We start from the raw sequence: 19,541 nt of genomic DNA, 5'->3' as shown, positions 1-19,541 counted from the left end.
CTTCCGCGACGCGTCGGACGGACCGCAAGTGCGCTACACTCGCACTATCACTCTGGCCATCTCACAAAGGGGGATTCAATGCTGAGGATCGGTCTTCTCACCAGCGGCGGCGACTGCCAGGCGCTGAACGCCACCATGCGCGGCATCGTCAAGACGCTCGAGAACAAGGTCGGCGCCAACGATCTGGAGATCTACGGCTTCGAGGACGGCTACCAGGGCCTCATCTACAGCCGCTTCCGCGTCATGACGCCGCGCGACTTCAGCGGCATCCTCACGCGCGGCGGCACGATCCTGGGCACGAGCCGCACGCCGTTCAAGATGCTCGACACCCCCGAGGCCGACGGCGTCGAGAAGGTCCCGGCCATGATCCAGACCTACCATAAGCTCCAGCTCGACTGCCTGTTCATGCTCGGCGGCAATGGCTCCACCAAGACCGCCAACCGCCTGTCGCAGGAGGGCCTGAACGTCATCGCCCTGCCGAAGACCATCGACAACGACACGTGGGGCACCGAGCGCACCTTCGGGTTCACGAGCGCCGTCGACATCGCCACGAAGTGCATCGACGACATCCACACCACGGCCTCCAGCCATGGCCGCGTCTTCGTCATCGAGATCATGGGCCACAAGGTCGGCTGGATCCCGCTGTACGCGGGCGTCGCGGGCGGCGCCGACGTCATCCTCATTCCCGAGATCCCCTTCGAGATGAAAAACGTCATCGCCACCATCGAGCGCCGCATGGAGCGCGGTAGCCGCTTCACCATCGTCGCCGTGGCCGAGGGCGCCATCACGAAGGAGGACGCGAAGCTCTCCAAGAAGGAATACAAGAAGAAGGTCGCCGCCCGCACCTCCCCCTCCATCGTCTACGACATCGCCCGCAAGATCGAGGAGGAGACGGGGCGCGAGACCCGCGTCGCCATCCCCGGCCACACCCAGCGCGGCGGCGAGCCCGACGCCCAGGACCGCGTGTTCGCCACGCAGTGCGGCGCCGAGGCGGCGCTCGGCTGCCTGGAAGGTGAGTTCGGCTACATGATCGCCCAGGTCGGCGGCAAGATGACCCGCACGCCGCTGTCCGAGGTCGCCGGCAAGCTCAAGTACGTCGACCCCGACTGCGACCTTATCCGCGAGGCCAAGGCGCTCGGCATCAGCTTCGGCGACGAGTAGTCGAGACCACGGACAAGAGCTGTACCTCATCGGCGGCCCTCAGCGGGGCCGCCGTTTTTGCATCGCGGCGGGGCGCGAAACGCAGACCGCCGCATAGCTGTCGCAACACAAGGAGGAGCCCATGGCACAGGGCAAGAAGGGCATCGTCGAGCAGTTCGTCGAGTTCATCAACCGCGGCAACGTCGTCGACCTCGCGGTCGGCGTCATCATCGGCGGCGCGTTCACCTCGGTCGTGAACTCGCTCGTCTCTTCCATCATCCAGCCGCTCATCTCCGCCATCGGCGGCAGCCCCAAGGTGAAGGGGCTCTCGGTCGTGCTGAACGGCCAGACCATCGACTTCGGCGCGTTCATCTCCGCGGCCATCAGTTTCCTGATCACCGCTATCGCCGTGTTCGCCATCGTGAAGGCCGTGAACAAGATGAACGACCTGAAGGAGCTTGCCGTGAAGAAGGCGGGGCTTGCCGGCGCGGCAGAAGACAACGCCGCACCCGAGCCGCGAACGTGCCCCTACTGCAAGCAGGAGATCGCCGAGGACGCCACGCGCTGCCCGCACTGCACCTCGAAGCTCACGGGATACGAAAACGCGCTCGATGCGTAAGCGACGCGTCGGACGCAAGCCGGGCAGCCGCTTCCCTCACGGCCGCATGCGACGCCCTACAGCCCGCGCCGCTCGAGCCAGTTGAGGATGTCGCGCTGCACGTCGGCCGCGATCGGTTCGTTGAGGATCTCATGGCGCGCGCCGGGATAGATGATCTCGTCGACGGTCTCGACGCCCGCAGCGCGGTACTCCTCGACCGCCCGGTGCACGCCGCGCCCGTATTCGCCGACCGGATCGTCGGCGCCCGCCACGAAGAGCATCGGCAGGCCGTGCGGAATGCGCGCGGCGAGCCGGCGGCGCTGGGCATCGGTCGCAAGCTGCGCCAGCGTGCCGTACGCGCCCACCGTGAACATCTGGCCGGACAAGGGGTCTGCCAGATAGGCATCGACAACGTCCGCGTCGGTCGAGATCCAGTCGGCATCGGTGCGGGCGTCCTTCACCGAGCGGGCGAACGCGCCGGCCCCGAGCGCATGGGCGAGCTTGCTGTGACGGCGCTCACCGTGCAGGCGCGCCATCACGCAGCAGAGAAACCTCCCCGCCCCCGTCATGATGAGGGGCTGCTGACCGGTTCCGCAGATGATGGCGGCGCGCACCCCGAACGCGTAGCGTGTGAGGTACACACGCGCGATGAAGCTGCCCATGGAATGGCCGAACAGCACATAGGGCATCTTTATGCCCAGCCGCCCGATGGCCTGCATGCGAAGCGCCTGCACATCGTTCACGAGAATGTCCTCGCCGTCGCGCAGCGGCATGTGCCCCAGGTCGTTTGCACCGGCAGCGGTGCGCCCATGCCCCACATGGTCATGCGCGCACACCGCGAAGCCCTGAGCGCAGAGGAACTCGACAAACGGCAGGTAGCGTCCCGCGTGCTCCGACATGCCGTGCACGATCTGAACGAGTGCGCGAGGGCGGCTGCGGCCGTTCAGCTCCCTCTCGTCCGGCTCCCACAGCCACGCGCGCACGGTCGACGCGCCGTCGGCACTCGGATATGACAGGGCACAGGTTCTCATGCGGGCTCCTCATACAGATGGCATCTCTCGCTTCCCCACATCCTAGCGTGCCCCGCACGGTGCGCCCTGCCGTATCGGCAACCGGCAGGGCGCACCATACAGGCGCGTTCGAGCAGCCGCATCCCCACCAAGCCGCCACAGAAGACGATGTGCCGCCCATCCGCGCGAAACGTTGTCGCCGTCCAAGAGAGACGCCCGTCTGCAGCGTTCGCTGTGCAGGCGGCACATCGGGCGCGGAGGGTCCGAACCCGCTTGTTGCTTGCTCTCGCCGATATTAGGTTCCCATACGGCCGCCGCCCTCAGAAGCGAACCGAATAAGCGGCACCCATCAGGGCTTTTTGTCATCGAGGAGGTGCCTCGGATCGGGACCCGCCCGTAAACGCGCCTAATACCGGACATAGGGAGCAACTCGGTGATGCCAGCCAACCGCTCGGAACAGGTGGAGGCGGCACCGTGCGGCCCCAGGCATCGCGCGCGCCCGCCGCCCGCCGGCGACGTAGGACAATGGCGCAGAAAGTGCCCTGAGCCCTGCTGCACGATAGCCCCGCGCCGAAACACGGTACAATCGACAGGGCCGAAAACCGACCACCCACCCGCAGCAACCGATGTCGCGCAAGCGCGCACCCACCAGAGGAGAGCCATGTACACCAAAATGCGCCGTTCCCGACAGGAGCTGGACGAACAGGATACGCACGCCATCATGGAGCACGGCACGGCCGGCGTACTCGCCCTGTCGGGCTGCGATGCGACCGGGGGTTTCGCCTACGGGATCCCGCTGAGCTATGTGTACCTGGACGATGCGGCATGGGGCCGCACGCTCGGGGCAGACGGCCTCTCCCCATGGCTCCCCTCAGCTGACGAGCCGGTCGTGGGCCGCATCTTCTTCCACGGCGCCCGCTCGGGCACGAAGCTCGACGCCATCGCAGCCGATGGCCGCGCATCCTTTACCGTCATCGACCAGGACCTCATCGTCCCCGAGGAGTACACGACCTATTTCCGCAGTGCCATGGCCTTCGGCTACGCCCGCATGATGGAACACGACACCGAGCGCCTGCGCGCCCTCGAAGCGCTTGCCGAGAAGTACTCGCCGAAGCTGCCCGAGGGGCGCGCTGCCGAAATCGCCGACCAGTTCGCGAAGACGGCCATGATCGAGCTCGCCGTCGTGCGGCTCAGCGGCAAGGAGGCCATCGAGCTTACGCGCGCCCGCGGCTAGCGGCCCTCGCGCCCCTCCCCATGGCGCGCGCCCGCGGACAGCGATATGCCGCACCGCCCTCAAGCCGGCTCATCCCTCCCATGACGCGCGCCGGTGCGTCCTCGAACCCGTATAGACGAAGCCCCGTGCGGAACCGATCCGCACGGGGCTTCGCTGCAATGAGGCCTGTCAGCACAGGGCAGCGCTACACCGTCTCGAGCGCCTGCTCGATGTCGGCGATCAGGTCCTCGGTGGTCTCGATGCCGCAGGACAGGCGCACCATGTCGGGCGCGATGCCGGCGGCCTCGAGCTCCGCATCGTTCATCTGGCGATGCGTGGCGTTGGCCGGGTGCAGCACGCAGGTGCGCGCATCGGCGACGTGCGTGGCGATCTGCGCGAGCTTCAGGCTCTTCATGAACTGCTCGGCCGCCGCGCGCCCGCCGTTGAAGCCGAAGCTCACGACACCACAGGTACCGTTCGGCATGTACTTCTGGGCGAGCTCGTGCCACGGATCGCCCTCAAGGCCCGGATACTTCACGAAGCGGATCTTCGGGTGCTGAGACAGGTACTCGGCCACGGCCTGGCCGTTCTTCACGTGCTGCGGCATGCGCACGTGCAGGCTCTCCAGGCCGAGGTTCAGATAGAAGGCGTGCTGCGGAGACTGGATGGAACCCAGGTCGCGCATGAGCTGCGAGGTCGCCTTCGTGATGTAGGCGCCCGCCTGGCCGAACTTCTCAGTGTAGACCACGCCGTGGTAGGTCTCGTCGGGCGTCGTGAGACCCGGGAACTTGTCGGCATGGGCATCCCAGTCAAAGTTGCCCGAGTCGACGATAGCGCCGCCCACCGCCGTGCCGTGGCCGTCCATGTACTTGGTGGTGGAGTGCGTGACGATATCGGCGCCCCACTCGATCGGACGGCACATCACGGGCGTCGGGAACGTGTTGTCCACGATCAGCGGCACGCCGTGGGCGTGGGCAGCGGCGGCGAAGCGCTCGATGTCGAGCACGTCGAGCGCGGGGTTCGCGATGGTCTCGCCGAACACGCACTTCGTGTTGGGACGGAATGCGCGCTCCAGCTCCTCATCGGTGCAGTCGGGCGAAACGAACGTGCATTCGAGGCCCATGCGGCGCATGGTGTGCGCAAGCAGGTTGTAGGAGCCGCCGTAGATGGCGGAGCTCGCCACCACGTGGTCGCCGGCACCGGCAATGTTGAAGACGGCGAAGAAGTTCGCCGCCTGGCCGGAGCTCGTCAGCATGCCGGCCGTACCGCCCTCGAGCTCGGCGATCTTGGCAGCCACGTAGTCGTTGGTGGGATTCTGCAGACGGGTGTAGAAGTAGCCGGCCTCATCGAGGTCGAACAGCTTGCCCATATGCTCGGACGTGTCGTATTTCCACGTGGTCGACTGGTAGATGGGGATCTGGCGGGGTTCGGCATCGCCAGGGCGGTAGCCGCCCTGGACGCAGGTGGTCCCGATATGCTCTGTCATACGCGAGCTCCTTTTCGGTCGTAGGTGCACAGAACAGGATACTGCAATGCGGCCGGAGGGACACCAAGACGGCACCGCTTGTTACAAACGCCCAGAGCGCTCGGAACCCGTAGGCGCCCCGCCCGCGGGTGCCGAACCGCAAAAAGCCTTGCATCCGCGCTCCCCTAGAACTCCGCGAAGCGCACCTTTCCCTCTTGCAGGCGCTCACGGCCGCAAAGCAGCTCAGTCAGGGCCGCGGCGAAAGCGTCCTGCTCGCCCGCGCGAAAGACGAGATGCAGGCACACCTCGTCGGTGAAATCGGTCGACGCCACATGAGCCCCGCGCCCCTGGGCCAAGCGCAGCACCTGCTCGTAGGAGGGATAGGCGACCTGAACGTCGACGGGTACCACGCTCGTCATCTCGACGAGCTGCCCCGCCGCGCGCGCCGCCTCGACCGCCGCCTGGGCCGCCGCGGTATAGGCCCGCACGAGGCCGCCGGGGCCGAGCAGCGTGCCGCCGAAATAGCGCGTCGTGACGCAGCAGACATCCTTCAGCCCCGCCCCGCGCAGCACCTCAAGCGTCGGCAATCCGCTCGTCCGCTGCGGCTCGCCGTCATCGCTCGCCCGCTCGCGCCCGTCCACCAGAATCCACGCCGGTACATTGTGGCGCGCATCATAGTGGCGCGCGCGCACCGCCGCCTGATGAGCCGACGCCTCCTCCTCGGTCTCCACATGCACGAGCTGAGCGATAAAGCGGCTCTTGCGGTCCTCGAACTCCCCAGTCGCCTCAACACCCGCCCGCATCGTGATATAGCTCTCCACCTAACAGCCCCATCCTTCCAAGAACGACATGCGCACCATTCTACGCAAAAGCACCGGCCCACAAAAACCGCGAGGACCACGTCGCCCCAACAGGCCGAACGGCAACATCGCCCCCACCCGAATCTCGCTCCCGCATCTTTCTGACCGATAGCGCACGGCTCTTCCCCTGTAAGGGCCCATGGGTATGCCCCGCGCGCATTCCGCAGGCCAACAGCCGAGGACGCGCGCGGGGCATACCCATGGGCCCTTACAGGGGAAGAGCCGCTCTGCACGATCGATCAGATGCGCTTAGCTGTTCTTCATCACGATGCTGTCGACCGTATCGGCCACATGCTCGACGGAGTCGACGCAGTACTCCAAAAACGTGTACACCTCGTGCCACGTGAACACCTGCAGCGGATCGTCACAGCCGGTGTGCAGCTCACGCATGGAGGCGATGTAGACGTGGTCGGCCTCCTCCTCGATGGAGTTGATGTTGATCACGTGCTCGCGCAGAGCCTTCGAGCGCTTGAACTGCGGCAGCTCGCCGAGCAGCTTGCCCATCTCGTCGCAGGCGCGCTCGATCATCTCGACCATCTTCAGCGCGTCGGGACGAATCTCGCGGATGTTGTCGAAGTACAGCCGAAGCAGTACGCCCTCGATCCGATCGACCACCGTGTCAAGGTAGTCGGAGAGCACGGCGATGTCCTCGCGCTCGATCGGCGTGACGAACGCGGTCACGAGCGCATCGAGCACCTCGTGCTTGCGCTCATCGGCAGCCTGCTCGATGGCGTGCATCTCGTCGATGCGCTCAGCGATCTTATCGGGGTCGAAAGAGCGCATGATGTCGGCGAGCAGGCGCGCCGCCTGACTCGACAGCTCCGCGCACGCGATGAACGAATCGAAGTAGAATGCATCGTTTTTCCTGGCCACTGGATGATCCCCCCAAAAAGGTTGTTGCCTAGCGGTACGAAAAACGGTGCCGCGCCTCTTGCCTCGCGGCACCGATACAGAGCGATTGAGTTAGAACAGCATCATGAAGAGCTTCGCCATGACGAAGCTGATGGCACCGCATCCCGGGAACGTGAAGACCCACGTGAGGAGCATGTCCTTCACCACCGAGAAGTTGATGGCGGAGAGGCGCTTGACGGCGCCGACGCCCATGATGGCGCTCGTCTTGGTGTGCGTCGTGGACACGGGGATGCCGAACACGGTCGACAGCAGGATGCAGAAGGCGCCGGCGAGGTCGGCGGAGAATCCCTGGTACTTCTCGAGCTTGACCATATCCATGCCGACGGACTTGATGATCTTCTCGCCGCCCACGCTCGTGCCGACGCCCATGACGGTCGAGCACAGCAGCATGAGCCACACCGGGATGATGGCACCCGAGACGTCGGACTGGCCGTTGCAGAAGGCCACGCCGAGCAGCAGCACGCCGATGAACTTCTGGCCGTCCTGCGCGCCGTGCATAAAGCTCATGGACGCCGCGGCGACGATCTGGGCGTACTTGAAGACTCCGTTCGCCTGTCTTCGATCCACGCCCGCGCATAGTATCGAGAGCCCCTTGCAGATGAGCCAACCGAGCGCGAAGCCGAGCGCCAGGCTCAGCACGAGACCGTAGAGGACCTTGACCCATTCCTGGCCATTGACGCCATCCAGACCGTTTTGGATGGCAAGCGCCGCACCCGTGAGGCCGGCGATCAGGCTATGGCTCTCGCTGGTCGGAATGCCGAAAAACGAGGCGCCCACGCTGTAGACCACGATCGAGAACAGCGCCGCGCACAGCGCGATGAGCGCCTCGTGGGTGTCACCGCCGAAATCGACCATGTTCGAAATCGTCGAGGCGACCGATGAGTTCACCTGCGTCATGATGAAGACGCCGAGGAAGTTGAAGATGGCGCTCATGATGATGGCTGGACGCACGTTCATGCAGCGCGTGGAAATGCAGGTCGCGATCGCGTTCGGCGCATCGGTCCAGCCGTTGACGAAAATGACGCCCAAGGTCAAAAGGACCGATATCGCCATGATCGGGTTGGTCGTAACCTGCTCGATGAATTGGGTTAGGGAAACTTCCAAGACGCCCACTCCTCCGTCGTGACGTGTGCGAGCCTTGTCGTACATGCCGGCGGCAACCAAGCGCCGACGGCACGCCAAGGGCGCACCGTGTGGCGGGCGTCGTATGACGAACAGCCCGAATTCCTGCGCGTATGCGCGCATAAAGGGTATCACTTTACTGTTTCTTAGCCAACAGATTACATTCAGTTCGGTTTGTAATGGTTTTGTAAGCTACGCGGCCTCTTCGTGTGCCCGCCTAGGCCATTCTAGCCCATCATGGGCGATACGCAAATCCTCGCCCCCCACAGGCATCGACGGGACATCATGATGTTTCGTCACGACCGCCCAGGGACACCTCGAACAGCGACGCGACCCGGGAGCTCACCCCCATCATGCGCGCGGATACGGCTGCCTGCCTGCGCCCGTCAGCTCTTGAAGACCGCATGGTCGACGGGGCCCCGCAGCCGCTCCGCTATCCGCCGTGCCCCGAGCGTGCTACAATGCCTGCTTGCGAAGCGGGCCCAGGCGATCGCGCGACCGGGGGCAACCCCGGCGTGAGGAAAGTCCGGGCTCCACAGGGCAGGATGCTGGCTAACGGCCAGGCGGGGCGACCCGACGGAAAGTGCCGCAGAAAAGAAGACTCCCACCTGCGCGCAAGCGTAAAGGGAAAAGCTGAAACGGTGGTGTAAGAGACCACCAGCACCGTGGCGACATGGTGGCTGGGTAAACCCCATCCGGAGCAAGCGCGAATAGGAGCGCGATGGGCCGGCCCGGTCCGCGCTCGGGTAGCGTGCGAAGAGCCGCGCGGCAACGCGTGCGCCAAGATAAATGATCGCTCACGACAGAACCCGGCTTATCGGGCCCGCTTCGCATCATGCATAGACAAAGCAATCCGGGTGCACCACCAGGACGCGAAGCCCCCGAGCTCCCTCCCCCAACCGCCGCACGTGCAGCAATCTCGAGGGCTGCAGGACGCATACGCTCCCCTCCCCGGCTGCCAGCCGCTCCGAGCGGCCGTGTGCCCGGGCAGCAACGCTCCCCATTTCCGCTCTTAGGTTGCAACCCCGACAGATCCGGCTCAGCGCTCCAGGAACTTGAAACAAAAGCCCAGATGAACCTGCCTGGACCCGAGAGTCTTAGAGAGGGTATGCACACTGGGAACCTAATAGCGATAATAATAAGCAGCGGGTCGGCACACAGCCTCCGCGATAGCGGTCTTCAAAAAGACAACCCCGATGCCGCCGAGCGACACCGGGGTCAAGCATGCACTATGGCAATATGTGCGCGCCATCTCGGCAGGATGTGCTACGGTCCTCGTTAGTCGAGGTCGTCCATACCGAAATCGTCCACCGGGGCGAACGGGTCGGCAACGGGGGCGGCGGCCACGGGCGCCGGGTCGACGGCGGGGGCGGCAGCAGAGCCGCTCGGGGTGGAGCTCAGCAGGTCGTTCGGGAACGAATTCTGCGCATCGTCCATGAAGTGCTGGATGAGCTTCAAGTACTCGCTCTTGAACTCCTCGCGAGAAGCCTTCAGGCGGTCGATCTCCTCGATCTCGTTCTGTTTCTCGGCGAGCGCCTGGCGGATAACCTCGCGCGCCTTCGCGTCGGCCTCGTTGCGAATCCGCTCGGCGTTCTCGCGCGCCTCGGCGACGATGTTGTCGGCGGTCTGCTGGGCCGCGATGAGCGCCGCGGAGATCTGGCGCTCGCTCGCGCTGTACTCGGGTGCGGGAGCCGGTGCAGGTGCGGGCGCGGGCTCGGGCTTGGCCGCAAGGGCAGCCTGGGCGTCAGCGAGTTGCTGCTCGGTCGCGGTCAGGCGGTTCTTCAGGTCAACGATCTTGTTGAGCATGGCGTCGACCTCAGCGGAAACCTGCTCGAGGAACACATCGACCTCGCCGGGATCGTAACCGCGCTTAGCCTCGGAGAAGGTCTGGGCCTGGATGTCGGCAGGTGTGATAGCCATGTGGATACTCCTTTTCATCACGTGGGCGAACCCCGCTCGGGGCCGCTTCGTGCCATCTTACAGCAAAATGTTAAAGAGCAGGCGCTCTCCGAGGCTCAACGCAAGAAGCGCAACTACCGGCGAGAAGTCGATGCCCCCCAGCGGTGGGATGATGCGCCTGAAGACGCTGAGATAGGGACCGCAGATGCTGTCCAGAACGGCTGCGAAATCATGCAGCAGGCCGCCCTGGCGCATCGGGAACCAAGTGAGCAGGCAGTAGATGACGATCAGCAGCTCGTAGAACTGAACGAGCGTGGAGATGACCTGTACGATGGTGATAATGGTGATCGAACTCCTCGGTTACTTGAGGTAGCCGTCGGCGCGCAGCTTGGCCACATCGGAATCTTTAACCTCGCACCCCTGCGGCAGCACGATGAAGACGCGATCGCCGAGCTCGCGAACCGTGGCGCCCAAGCCGCATGCGAAGCCGTAGCTGAAGTCGAGCACGCGCTTGGCGATCTCGGTGCGGACGCCCACGAACACCAGGGCGACGGGCTGGCGGGTGCGCACGCGGCGCACGACCGTCTCGACGTCGTCGTAGCTTTCGGGACGCAAAACGTAGGCGGGAAGCTGGGGCGTCCCGTTCACCACCTCGTTGATATGGGCAGCCGTGGCCGACGGGGCCGCGGGGGCGGCGTGCGCCGGCGTCTGTCTGCGCGCCTCGGCATAGCTCGAGGGGGTGTCGTAGGCGCCGGGGCGGTAGGCCGCGGCGTCCGTGCTGCGGGCAGGCGGGTTGAACGTCGTGGCATGGCGGTCGGCATCGCCGACGAGCTGGCCGCTGCGGGTGTAGACCGCGACCGACTCGGCCTCGCCGCGATGCGTCTGGCCGAGCACGCCGTGGCTCGTCTCGCGGTTGTCGTAGCCGTAGTCCGACGAGTCGTAGGAGCGGTCGTCGTAGCCGCCCTCATCCTCGTCGTAGTAGCCGTCGCCGTAGCCCTCTTCGTCCCCATAGGAACCGGCACCGTAGCCCCCCTGGCCCGTATGCGCCGACAGTCTGCTTTTGATCTCGTCTAGGAAGCTCACGATGGCTCCTCTCTGCCCGTGGTGCGTCTATCGTCTGTATGGTGCAGGTCGAGCAAATGCTCAGACCCCCTTATTGTAGTGCAAAGGACGGGTTGAACACCACCCTGCCCAGGCGGACGATGGTCGAACCCTCCTCGAGCGCGATCTCGAAATCCTCGCTCATGCCGCAGGAGAGCTCAGGCAGCTCCAGGCCCCAGCGCTCCCGTAGCTCATCACGCAGTTCACGCAGCCCGCTGAAGGTTCGGCGCGCTGCATCTTTATCCCCGCGTGGGGCCATCGTCATAAGGCCGTCGATATGAATGCCAGAAAGCTCCATAAGGTGCGGCATGCAGGCGCGAACCTCATCGGGGGCAAAGCCCGACTTGGAGGCCTCGCCGCTCACGTTGACCTCGAGCAGCACATGCGCCGGCGCGGCGAGGCTGCCCTCGGCGATGCGGCGCTCGGCGCGCGAGGACACGGCGTCAGCCAGGTGCGCAGAGCCGATGGAGTGGATGAGCGCGACGCGCCCCAGCACCGTGTTGATCTTGTTCGTCTGCAGGTTGCCGATCATATCGAACCGGTACGCGGAAACGTCCCCCATCTGCGCGAGCCCCTCGAGCTTGCGCACGAGCTCCTGCGGGCGGTTCTCGCCGAACACGCGATAGCCGGCACCGAGCGCGGCGACGACCTCGTCCACCCCGACGGTCTTGGAGACCGCCACGAGCGTCACCTGCTCGTCTGCGCGCCCGGCGCGCGCGAGCGCGGCGTCGATGCGCTCGACGATCTCCGCGCGACGCTCGGCAATCAGATCCGAATAGCTTTCCATATGAATCGGCCCTCTTCTACCATGCTGCGAAAGAGACCCGTGCGCGGACGCGCCGCACACCGGCCCCCTCCATGGTAACGCGAAAGCGCGGCCCCGCTCAGACGGGACCGCGCTCGGAAAACGGTCATTCACATTTGCCGCATGGATGCGCGCCGATGCTACTCCTCATCCTCGGAGACGTCCTCGTCGAGCTTGGAGCGCTCGATGAGGGAACGAAGCTCCTCGCTGATCTCGTCGGCAGGAAGCTGGGCCACGTAGCGCGCGTCGGACACCGGCTTCAGGATGACGCCCTCGCCGGACGGCACGCGCATGGCCTCGAGCTCGTCATCGTCGATGTCGGCGATATCCGCCACGGACAGGCGCTGGCCGGTCAGAAGGAACGACAGGGCGCTCGTGGCGTCGATGGAGATGGAGGCGATGCGGTCCAGGTAGCGCGACACCATGATGGCGCGGCGCAGGTCGTCGTAGGTCTTGTCGTCGGCAAGCTCCATGGTCGCCATGCGGTTGTAGGCGCGGAAGAACTCCTCGTACAGCTCGTGGACGCTGTCGTCTTGGATGAGCAGGCCGCGCATGACGGTCAGGTCGTTGCACACGAGCACGGAGATGCACGTGCCCATGATGCGGTAGACGTAGGAGGCCTCCTGCTCGATGATCTCGACGAGCTCGACGGGCAGCTCGATATCGGAGCTCACCTTGTGCTTGGCGGCGCGGGCGATGCGACGGACCTTGTCGCACATGCGCTGGAGGTTGAACTCGATGTTGATGATGGTCTGCAGCAGGCGGAAGTCGGACGCGACGGGACCCTGCGTGGCGATGAGGTTGTAGCAGACGGCCTCGAGGTTGGCGCAGCGGGCATCGATCTGCAGGGTCTTGGTCTGGGCCTTCGCCGCAAGCTTCTTATCGTCGGTCACGAACGCGCGCACCGCGTCATGCATCGTGAGGTCGACCGCCTCGTAGATGGAAAGCATCTCATGGCGCGCCTCGACGAGCTGGCGTGAGAACATCTTGCGCATTGCATATCTCCAATCAGTCGAAACAGGCGCCCGACCACCCGGGCGCTCGAGCGGGCTCATGGCTGCAGGTGCGCACCTGCAGCGGAAAACCGCCCCCGTTGCCCCTTATGGGAACCAGGACCCGCGGTAACCCAACTCAGTGTAGCGAGCCTGTGTCAGGAGCTTGTAAAGGAAGCGCAGGAAACTGATTACATCGACGCGAGGCGGTGCTAAGGGCGCGCTAGCCCCGCGCCATGTAGGCGACGGCACCGTGCCGACCGCACACGCCGCCCTCGGCGCGGTAGCTGAAGAAGCGGTCGTTCTCGCGCATCGTGGATAGCTGCGGGTCCACGATGCGGCGCGCCTCGACCCCTGCATCGACCAGCGAGGCGCGAATCGCGTACGACAGGTCGAGCAGGCGCCCCGCGCCCGCGTCGATGCCGGGAAAGCGCGAGGCGAAGCGCTCCATCAGCTCGACGGAAACCTCGTACTCATCACCGAGGATATGCGGGCCGATAACGGCATCGATCTCATGCGCCGCGCAGCCCGCAGCCTCGGCGAGCACGCGCACCGCCGCGCCGGCGATCCCAGAAAAGGTCCCCTTCCATCCCGAGTGGATGACGGCAAAGCCGCCGGGCGCGGTGAGGACAACGGGGACGCAGTCGGCAAAGCAGAGCAGCACCGGCACGCCCGGCGCCGTGCACACGATGGCGTCGGCGCCCTCGAGTGCGCGGTCGCGCACCCAGGCGAGCTTCTCATCGGTGTCGCTATCGATCGCTACCACCGTGTCGCCATGCACCTGGTTCGGCACGATGAGGTGCGCTCGATCCTCTTCGGCCCCGAGTGCCGCCAGGACGCGCCGGCGATTCTCGGCGACCGCCTCCGGGTCATCCCCCACGTGCGTGCCGAGATTCAACGAGGCGTACGGCGCCTTCGACACGCCGCCCGTGCGCTCCGTGAAGGCGAAGCGGATGGGACCGCGCTTCCCCTCGACCAGCGTGACCGTATCGTGCTGTGCGCGCCTGAGCTCCATCGCTTCCCCCTATCCGGCCGACCGGCGGCCACGTCGTCTTGCTGATCCTATTCTTACCCCATGCGCCGCCGCGTGGACGCATAAGAAAAACGCGGCTCGGGACGGATGCCCCGGGCCGCGTCAGCGCGTATGGATGTCGCCTTAGAAGTTGCCGCGCTTCAGGAAGTCGGGCAGCTCGAACTGGTCGTTGCCGAAGTTCGGCAGCTCCGTGCCGCCGATGTTGCGCGTGGGCGCGCTCTGGGAGCTCGACTGCGCCTGGCGCTGCGGCTCGGGCGCGCGGCTTGCGCTGGACTGGCCGAACAGCTGGTCCTGACGGTTCACGTTCGCATCGGAGAAGCCGGTGGCGATGACCGTGATGCGGACCTGATCGCCCAGCGACTCGTCGACAACGGTACCGAAGATGATGTTCGCCTCGGGGTCGACGGCGTTGGCCACGAGGTCGGCGGCGTCGTTGATCTCCTGGATGCCGAGGTCCTTGGAGCCGGCGATGGAGAGCAGCACGCGGGTGGCACCGTCGATGGAGCTCTCGAGCAGCGGGCTGGAGATGGCCTGCTGGGCGGCGTCGACCGCGCGGGTGTCGCCCGAGGCGGTGCCGATACCCATCATGGCCGTGCCGGCCTGCTTCATGATGGTCTTCACGTCAGCGAAGTCGAGGTTGATGATACCGGGGACGGTGATGAGATCCGTGATGCCCTGGGTGCCCTGCGACAGCACGGCGTCGGCCATGGCGAAGGCCTCGAGCATCGTGGTCTTCTTCTCGGCGATATCGAGCAGCTTGTCATTCGGGATGACGATCATGGTGTCGACGCACTCGGACAGGGTCTGGATGCCCTCCTCCGCGCTCGCCTTGCGCTTGCGGCCCTCGAAGGTGAAGGGCTTCGTGACGACGGCGACGGTCAGCGCGCCCACGTCGTTCATGGCGATGTCGGCGACAATCGGCGCGGCGCCCGTGCCGGTGCCGCCGCCCTCGCCGGCGGTGATGAAGACCATGTCGGCACCTGCGAGCGCCTCGGCGATGTCATCGCGCGACTCGTCGGCGGCCTTGCGGCCGACCTCGGGGTTCGCGCCGGCACCCAGGCCGCGCGTCAGGTCGGTGCCGATATGCACCTTGATGTCAGCATCGGAGATAGCAAGCGCCTGGGCATCGGTGTTGATAGCCACGAACTCGACGCCGCGGATGCCCTCCTCGATCATGCGGTTGACAGCGTTCGTGCCGCCGCCGCCCACACCGACAACCTTGATGACGGCAAGGTAGTTGTTGATCTCGTTCTCGTGCATGTTACGGTCCTCCGAACATCCGGTGTAAGCGCTTGGCGGCCTTATCGACTATAACCCTCAAGTACAGATTAAATGTCGAGGTAAACCGCTATATCCTTGCACAGAATCAGGGAGAAAGTCAACGTCAGCGCGCAAGCTTTATGAAATCCGCAGGTAGAGCAGCAAACCGTTCACGGCAGGCAAACGGCCGAATCGAACACAAAGGGACATCTAGCTTACCGGTACGCTGCGGAACGAATAGGCATCCGCCACGCGCACGTTGATATAGGTAACCCCCTGCTCCTGCTCGAGCAGACGCTTGACGACCTGCTCTTTTTGCTGGATATCTTCCGGTTTGCCGAGCGAGACCTCAACGCCGTTCTCGAGGTTCGCCGAGATCGCCTCCACGGACGGGATGGAGATGTCCTTGATTTGGGCCCTGAACTCCGGGCTGAACCCCATCGCGTACGCGAGGCCCGCGAGCACCACCTCGGAGGTGACCTCTTTGCCGCTCGAGGGGTCGACGTCCGTGCCGACATCCGTGAGGAGCACAGCGTTCGACGCGCGCGCCAAGGCGATGGCGGCATCGAGTCCCGTAAGGTCCTGCGACGAGGAGGCCGTATCCGCCTGGTCCGTCCCATCCGCGGCGTCGTCCGCATCGTCCGCGTCGGCACCCTCCGCGGCATCAGCAGCGGCATCGTCTGCCTGAGAGGATGCGTCGTCCGCCGCGACGGACAGCGAGAGCGGCGCGATCCAGGTCTTCTCGGAGCTGATTGCCCAGGCGACGTCGTCGGACACGATGTAGGCGATGGCCGCGACCGTGCGCTCCTGCGGCGTGATGACGAGCGTGTGCGGGAAACGCCGCTCCACATGCACGCTTTCCACCCAGGGATTCTGCTCCAGGGCCTCCGTCACCTCGCTGTCATTCACGTTGAACAGCGTCGCGCCCTCCGGTACGTCGACCAGCTGGCTCGCGGTCGCCTGGGGCACGTGCGCCGAACCGTTCACCACGACTTCCGTGATGGCGAAGAAGCCGGAGTTCACGAGGATGGCGGCGCCGATGCCGATGACGACGATGCCCGCAAGCACCGCCGCGACGGCGATATGGAGGAAGGACAGCGAGGGGGCGGCGCCCGAACGCGGTCGCTCGACGCCGCGCGCGGTGTTGCCCGCGAGCCTCTTGGCACCCAGGGAAACAGGCAGCTTGAGCCCGCCCTGCTTGGCGGCCGGCACCTTCTTGAGGGAGGGTTGCGCCGCAGCGGCGGGACGCGTCACGGCGCGCTTCTGCTTTGCCGGCTTGAGCTTCGTAGGCTTTTGCTTGGCCGCCTTCTGGTTCATCGCGGGAAGCACCTGCGTGCGTCCGGCTGCCTGCGAGGGAGCCGCGACCTTACGCGAAGAGCGCGCTGCCGCCGCGCCGGCGCTTCGGGCCGACACCGTCGGCGCAGCGGAACGGCGATGCGGAGCGCCCGCGCGCGCGACGTTCTTCTTCTGGACGCGCCGGGAGGACGAGACGAGATCCGAGGCGGCCTTCTTCGTCGGCGCGACGTAGGTGCGCACCGGCGCGGTGCGCACGCGCGCCGCCGGTGCCACGGGGGTCGCCTTTGTCGATGACGTGCGTGCAGAAGCCCCGCCGCTCGAACGACGGAACGTGGGCTTCTGCTTAGAAGCCGAGGAATTTGACTTCCGGCTTGAGCGCGACGCCATACGTTTCCTTAACCTTCTCGTACACGTGTTGGATGACCGCGACCACATCGCTCGCGGTCGCCGTGCCGTTGTTCACAATAAAGTTAGCGTGAAGGGGCGAGACCTCGGCCCCGCCGATCGAAAAACCCTTCAATCCGCATTCCTCGATCATAGCTCCCACACTTCTGTCGGGCGGATTGCGGAATACCGAGCCGCACGAGGCGGACCCGATGGGCTGGGTGCGGCGCCGGCGCACCAGCGAGCGCTCCATGCTGGAGCGGATCTCCGACTTATCGCCCGGGTGCAGCTTGAGCGTGACCTCGAGGATGATCTCGTCGCGCGGGATGCCCGTCTCACGGTACGCCCAGAAGACATCGTCGTGCCCGTAGTGGCGCAGGCCCTCGCCCGGCTTGTACGTCACGATATCCTCCACGAGCGACCCGATCCACTCGTCGCGGGTGCCGGCGTTCATGGACACCGCGCCGCCGATGGTGCCAGGGATGCCCACGGCGAACTCCAGGCCCGAGAGGCTGCGGGACAGCGCGGCGTTCACGACGCGCGCGAGCATGGCGCCAGCCCCCACCGTGAGCGTGACGCCGTCCTCGGCGAGCACAGAGCGCTGGAACTCCCTGCCGAGCGTGACGACGGCGCCGTTGTACCCCGCATCGGACACGAGCAGGTTCGACCCCTTGCCGATGATGACCCAAGGGACCTGCTCGCGCACGAGCGCCTCCACGGCACGGCGCAGGGCGTGGTAGCTATGGCAGGTGATGAACAGCGCCGCGCGCCCGCCGATGCGGTAGCTCGTATGGCGCGCCAGGCGCTCGTCCTCTACGACGTCGGTGTCGATGGCTCCCGAAAGGGACAGGACCGCATTGAACAGCCCCATCTCCTATCGGACACCCTTCTCGGACTCGGCCACATGCTCGATGTACTCGGGGCCGACCTGCGTGACATCGCCAGCACCCATGGTGATGAGCAGGTCTCCGGCCGCAGCCTGCTCGTCGAGCGCAGCCATGAGGGCAGGGCGATCGGGCGCGTAGACGACGCGCTTTGCCGGATGGCGCTCGGCGACCAGGTCGGCGAGCATCTTGCTCGTCACGCCCGGGATGGGCATCTCGCCTGCGGAGAAGACGTCGATGAGAATCAAGGCGTCAGCGTTCGCGAACGCGTCGGCGAAGTCGTCGGCCAGGGCCTGCAAGCGGCTGTAGCGATGCGGTTGGAACACCACGACGACGTGATCGAAATCGAGGCTCTTGGCGGCAGCCAGGGTCGCCTTGATCTCGGTGGGATGATGACCGTAGTCGTCGACAACGGTGACGCCGCGTATATCGCCCACATGGGTGAAGCGCCTGCGCACGCCCTCGAACGAGGAGAGCGCGGTCGCTGCGGCCTTTGTGTCCTGGCCGAGCGCCCAAGCGACCGTCAGGGCCGCGCTCGCATTCAGCATGTTGTGGCGGCCCGGGTTGGACTTGATCTCGACCTCGCGGACCGCGCCGTCGGGAAGCGTCACCGTGAAGGCGGAGGCGAGCGCCGCGCCCGCGGCGGTCGGGGTGCACACGACGTCGCAGCCCTCGTCGAACCCGTAAGTGATCACCGTGAGGCCCGTCGAGCGCGCCAGGTCCACCAGGTGCGCGGACTCGCCGCACACGATGATGGTGCCCTCCTCGCCCACGAGGCCCATGAACTTCACGAACGTCTGCTCGATCTCCTCGAGGCTCCCGTAGTGATCGAGATGATCGGCCTCGACGTTCGTCACGACGACGATGTTGGGATCGAGATAGAGAAAGGAGCGGTCGGACTCGTCGGCCTCGGAGACGAAGTAGGCGCTCGAGCCGTTGCGACCGTTCGTGTCGTACCCCTCGACGATGCCGCCGATCAGAAAACTCGGGTCGAGCCCCATCCGATCGAGCATCGTGGCGCACATGGACGAAGTCGTCGTCTTGCCATGGGTGCCGGCGACAGCCACGGTCACGTGTCCGTTGGAGAGCACCGACAGCATGCGGGCGCGCGGCCACACGGGGATACCGAGCTCGCGCGCGCGAATCACCTCGGGGTTCGTGTCGGGGATGGCGGTGGAGACCACGACGACATCGGGCTTGAGCTCGTCGATGGTCTTCGGGTCATGACCGATGCGCACATCGATGCCGGCGCGGGTGAGCTGGCGGATATAGCGCGAGGTCTTGAGGTCGGAGCCGGTGATGGTGTAGCCGCGCTCGTGCATGATGAGCGCGATGGCGCTCATACCGGCGCCGCCGATACCGACGAAATGGGCGCTCTTGAACGCGGGCGCCGCAGAAGCGGTCGAATTCTGGGTCATGTCAGCCTCTCCTTTGAGATGGCAACGTTATGCAGCAGCCCTTAACTCTAGCGCAATCGGTACCGAAACGTCGAGGGGGCGTTTCCGCCAGATGGCGGTGTCCTCATCGGGGACGGGGTAGTTTGGTGCCACGCGGCGCCCGTCCGGGC

The 19,541-nt window shown here is 65.6% G+C and carries 18 protein-coding genes and 1 other RNA gene; 4 read left to right on the top strand and 15 right to left on the bottom strand.

Going from position 1 to position 19,541, the window contains the following annotated elements; translation table 11 throughout:
• Nucleotides 1-78: 78 nt before the first annotated feature.
• Together H6A21_RS05620 and mscL are read left to right on the top strand one after the other, a co-directional pair.
• Complete coding sequence (locus H6A21_RS05620) at nucleotides 79-1,161, top strand: 6-phosphofructokinase (protein ID WP_204561184.1); 1,083 nt, start codon at nucleotides 79-81, stop codon at nucleotides 1,159-1,161.
• 121 nt (nucleotides 1,162-1,282) lie between these two features.
• Entirely contained in the window at nucleotides 1,283-1,759 is a 477-nt protein-coding gene (mscL, locus tag H6A21_RS05615; protein ID WP_204561182.1) for a large conductance mechanosensitive channel protein MscL, read from the top strand.
• Between the two features lie 56 nt (nucleotides 1,760-1,815).
• Here mscL and H6A21_RS05610 read toward each other — a convergent pair whose 3' ends face one another.
• Nucleotides 1,816-2,769, bottom strand: coding sequence for an alpha/beta fold hydrolase (locus H6A21_RS05610; protein WP_204561180.1), 954 nt, complete (start codon nucleotides 2,767-2,769; stop codon nucleotides 1,816-1,818).
• Nucleotides 2,770-3,409: 640 nt separating this feature from the next.
• Between H6A21_RS05610 and H6A21_RS05605 the strand changes: the two genes are divergently transcribed.
• Nucleotides 3,410-3,982 (top strand): pyridoxamine 5'-phosphate oxidase family protein, encoded by a 573-nt coding sequence (locus tag H6A21_RS05605; protein WP_204561179.1) that lies wholly within the window; start codon nucleotides 3,410-3,412, stop codon nucleotides 3,980-3,982.
• A gap of 184 nt (nucleotides 3,983-4,166) precedes the next feature.
• On the opposite strand, the gene H6A21_RS05600 is transcribed toward H6A21_RS05605, so the two are convergent.
• The 4 genes from H6A21_RS05600 to H6A21_RS05585 all read right to left on the bottom strand — a co-directional run bounded on the left by H6A21_RS05600 (nucleotide 4,167) and on the right by H6A21_RS05585 (nucleotide 8,302).
• Nucleotides 4,167-5,447 carry an O-acetylhomoserine aminocarboxypropyltransferase/cysteine synthase family protein gene (locus H6A21_RS05600; RefSeq protein ID WP_204561177.1) on the bottom strand — a complete coding sequence of 427 codons (1,281 nt, stop codon included), beginning with the start codon at nucleotides 5,445-5,447 and terminating at the stop codon, nucleotides 4,167-4,169.
• Between the two features lie 164 nt (nucleotides 5,448-5,611).
• The gene (locus H6A21_RS05595) at nucleotides 5,612-6,229 is read right to left on the bottom strand and encodes an IMPACT family protein (RefSeq protein ID WP_204561268.1); all 618 of its coding nucleotides are present in this window, start codon (nucleotides 6,227-6,229) and stop codon (nucleotides 5,612-5,614) included.
• Between the two features lie 306 nt (nucleotides 6,230-6,535).
• The gene (locus H6A21_RS05590) at nucleotides 6,536-7,159 is read right to left on the bottom strand and encodes a DUF47 family protein (protein WP_204561175.1); all 624 of its coding nucleotides are present in this window, start codon (nucleotides 7,157-7,159) and stop codon (nucleotides 6,536-6,538) included.
• A gap of 90 nt (nucleotides 7,160-7,249) precedes the next feature.
• On the bottom strand, nucleotides 7,250-8,302 hold the full coding sequence (locus tag H6A21_RS05585) for an inorganic phosphate transporter (protein ID WP_204561173.1): 1,053 nt from the start codon (nucleotides 8,300-8,302) through the stop codon (nucleotides 7,250-7,252).
• A 492-nt stretch (nucleotides 8,303-8,794) separates the two neighbouring features.
• Here H6A21_RS05585 and rnpB point away from each other — a divergent pair.
• Nucleotides 8,795-9,153, top strand: an RNA gene (gene rnpB / locus H6A21_RS05580) — RNase P RNA component class A.
• Nucleotides 9,154-9,598: 445 nt separating this feature from the next.
• On the opposite strand, the gene H6A21_RS05575 is transcribed toward rnpB, so the two are convergent.
• From H6A21_RS05575 to murC, 10 genes are all read right to left on the bottom strand, one after another.
• The gene (locus H6A21_RS05575; RefSeq protein ID WP_204561171.1) at nucleotides 9,599-10,240 is read right to left on the bottom strand and encodes a DivIVA domain-containing protein; all 642 of its coding nucleotides are present in this window, start codon (nucleotides 10,238-10,240) and stop codon (nucleotides 9,599-9,601) included.
• 57 nt (nucleotides 10,241-10,297) lie between these two features.
• Entirely contained in the window at nucleotides 10,298-10,540 is a 243-nt protein-coding gene (locus tag H6A21_RS05570) for a YggT family protein (protein ID WP_342636068.1), read from the bottom strand.
• A 39-nt stretch (nucleotides 10,541-10,579) separates the two neighbouring features.
• Nucleotides 10,580-11,302 carry a cell division protein SepF gene (locus tag H6A21_RS05565; RefSeq protein ID WP_204561169.1) on the bottom strand — a complete coding sequence of 241 codons (723 nt, stop codon included), beginning with the start codon at nucleotides 11,300-11,302 and terminating at the stop codon, nucleotides 10,580-10,582.
• A 70-nt stretch (nucleotides 11,303-11,372) separates the two neighbouring features.
• Nucleotides 11,373-12,107 (bottom strand): YggS family pyridoxal phosphate-dependent enzyme, encoded by a 735-nt coding sequence (locus H6A21_RS05560; RefSeq protein WP_204561167.1) that lies wholly within the window; start codon nucleotides 12,105-12,107, stop codon nucleotides 11,373-11,375.
• 158 nt (nucleotides 12,108-12,265) lie between these two features.
• Complete coding sequence (locus tag H6A21_RS05555; RefSeq protein WP_204561165.1) at nucleotides 12,266-13,120, bottom strand: phosphate signaling complex PhoU family protein; 855 nt, start codon at nucleotides 13,118-13,120, stop codon at nucleotides 12,266-12,268.
• Between the two features lie 220 nt (nucleotides 13,121-13,340).
• Complete coding sequence (locus H6A21_RS05550; RefSeq protein ID WP_204561163.1) at nucleotides 13,341-14,132, bottom strand: polyphenol oxidase family protein; 792 nt, start codon at nucleotides 14,130-14,132, stop codon at nucleotides 13,341-13,343.
• Nucleotides 14,133-14,273: 141 nt separating this feature from the next.
• Nucleotides 14,274-15,410, bottom strand: coding sequence for a cell division protein FtsZ (gene ftsZ, locus H6A21_RS05545; protein WP_204561161.1), 1,137 nt, complete (start codon nucleotides 15,408-15,410; stop codon nucleotides 14,274-14,276).
• A gap of 210 nt (nucleotides 15,411-15,620) precedes the next feature.
• On the bottom strand, nucleotides 15,621-16,979 hold the full coding sequence (locus H6A21_RS05540) for a cell division protein FtsQ/DivIB (RefSeq protein ID WP_342636066.1): 1,359 nt from the start codon (nucleotides 16,977-16,979) through the stop codon (nucleotides 15,621-15,623).
• A 70-nt stretch (nucleotides 16,980-17,049) separates the two neighbouring features.
• On the bottom strand, nucleotides 17,050-17,961 hold the full coding sequence (gene murB, locus H6A21_RS05535) for a UDP-N-acetylmuramate dehydrogenase (RefSeq protein ID WP_204561157.1): 912 nt from the start codon (nucleotides 17,959-17,961) through the stop codon (nucleotides 17,050-17,052).
• A 3-nt stretch (nucleotides 17,962-17,964) separates the two neighbouring features.
• Entirely contained in the window at nucleotides 17,965-19,392 is a 1,428-nt protein-coding gene (murC, locus tag H6A21_RS05530) for a UDP-N-acetylmuramate--L-alanine ligase (RefSeq protein WP_204561155.1), read from the bottom strand.
• Between the last annotated feature and the right edge of the window lie 149 nt (nucleotides 19,393-19,541).

It is taken from the genome of Collinsella tanakaei (assembly GCF_016902615.1).
In the GTDB taxonomy this organism is placed as follows: Bacteria; Actinomycetota; Coriobacteriia; order Coriobacteriales; family Coriobacteriaceae; genus Collinsella; species Collinsella tanakaei_A.
The sequence above is the reverse complement of the archived record's forward strand: the minus strand, read 5'-3'. Positions and strand labels throughout refer to the sequence as shown.

Excerpts from the sequence above, each read along its gene's own strand:
- H6A21_RS05605 (WP_204561179.1), top strand. The coding sequence starts at position 3,410 with ATGTACACCAAAATGCGCCGTTCCCGACAGGAGCTGGACGAACAGGAT.
- H6A21_RS05595 (WP_204561268.1), bottom strand. The coding sequence starts at position 6,229 with ATGCGGGCGGGTGTTGAGGCGACTGGGGAGTTCGAGGACCGCAAGAGC.
- mscL (WP_204561182.1), top strand. The coding sequence starts at position 1,283 with ATGGCACAGGGCAAGAAGGGCATCGTCGAGCAGTTCGTCGAGTTCATC.
- murC (WP_204561155.1), bottom strand. The coding sequence starts at position 19,392 with ATGACCCAGAATTCGACCGCTTCTGCGGCGCCCGCGTTCAAGAGCGCC.
- H6A21_RS05550 (WP_204561163.1), bottom strand. The coding sequence starts at position 14,132 with ATGGAGCTCAGGCGCGCACAGCACGATACGGTCACGCTGGTCGAGGGG.
- H6A21_RS05610 (WP_204561180.1), bottom strand. The coding sequence starts at position 2,769 with ATGAGAACCTGTGCCCTGTCATATCCGAGTGCCGACGGCGCGTCGACC.
- murB (WP_204561157.1), bottom strand. The coding sequence starts at position 17,961 with ATGGGGCTGTTCAATGCGGTCCTGTCCCTTTCGGGAGCCATCGACACC.
- H6A21_RS05600 (WP_204561177.1), bottom strand. The coding sequence starts at position 5,447 with ATGACAGAGCATATCGGGACCACCTGCGTCCAGGGCGGCTACCGCCCT.
- H6A21_RS05620 (WP_204561184.1), top strand. The coding sequence starts at position 79 with ATGCTGAGGATCGGTCTTCTCACCAGCGGCGGCGACTGCCAGGCGCTG.
- ftsZ (WP_204561161.1), bottom strand. The coding sequence starts at position 15,410 with ATGCACGAGAACGAGATCAACAACTACCTTGCCGTCATCAAGGTTGTC.
- H6A21_RS05560 (WP_204561167.1), bottom strand. The coding sequence starts at position 12,107 with ATGGAAAGCTATTCGGATCTGATTGCCGAGCGTCGCGCGGAGATCGTC.
- H6A21_RS05555 (WP_204561165.1), bottom strand. The coding sequence starts at position 13,120 with ATGCGCAAGATGTTCTCACGCCAGCTCGTCGAGGCGCGCCATGAGATG.
- H6A21_RS05575 (WP_204561171.1), bottom strand. The coding sequence starts at position 10,240 with ATGGCTATCACACCTGCCGACATCCAGGCCCAGACCTTCTCCGAGGCT.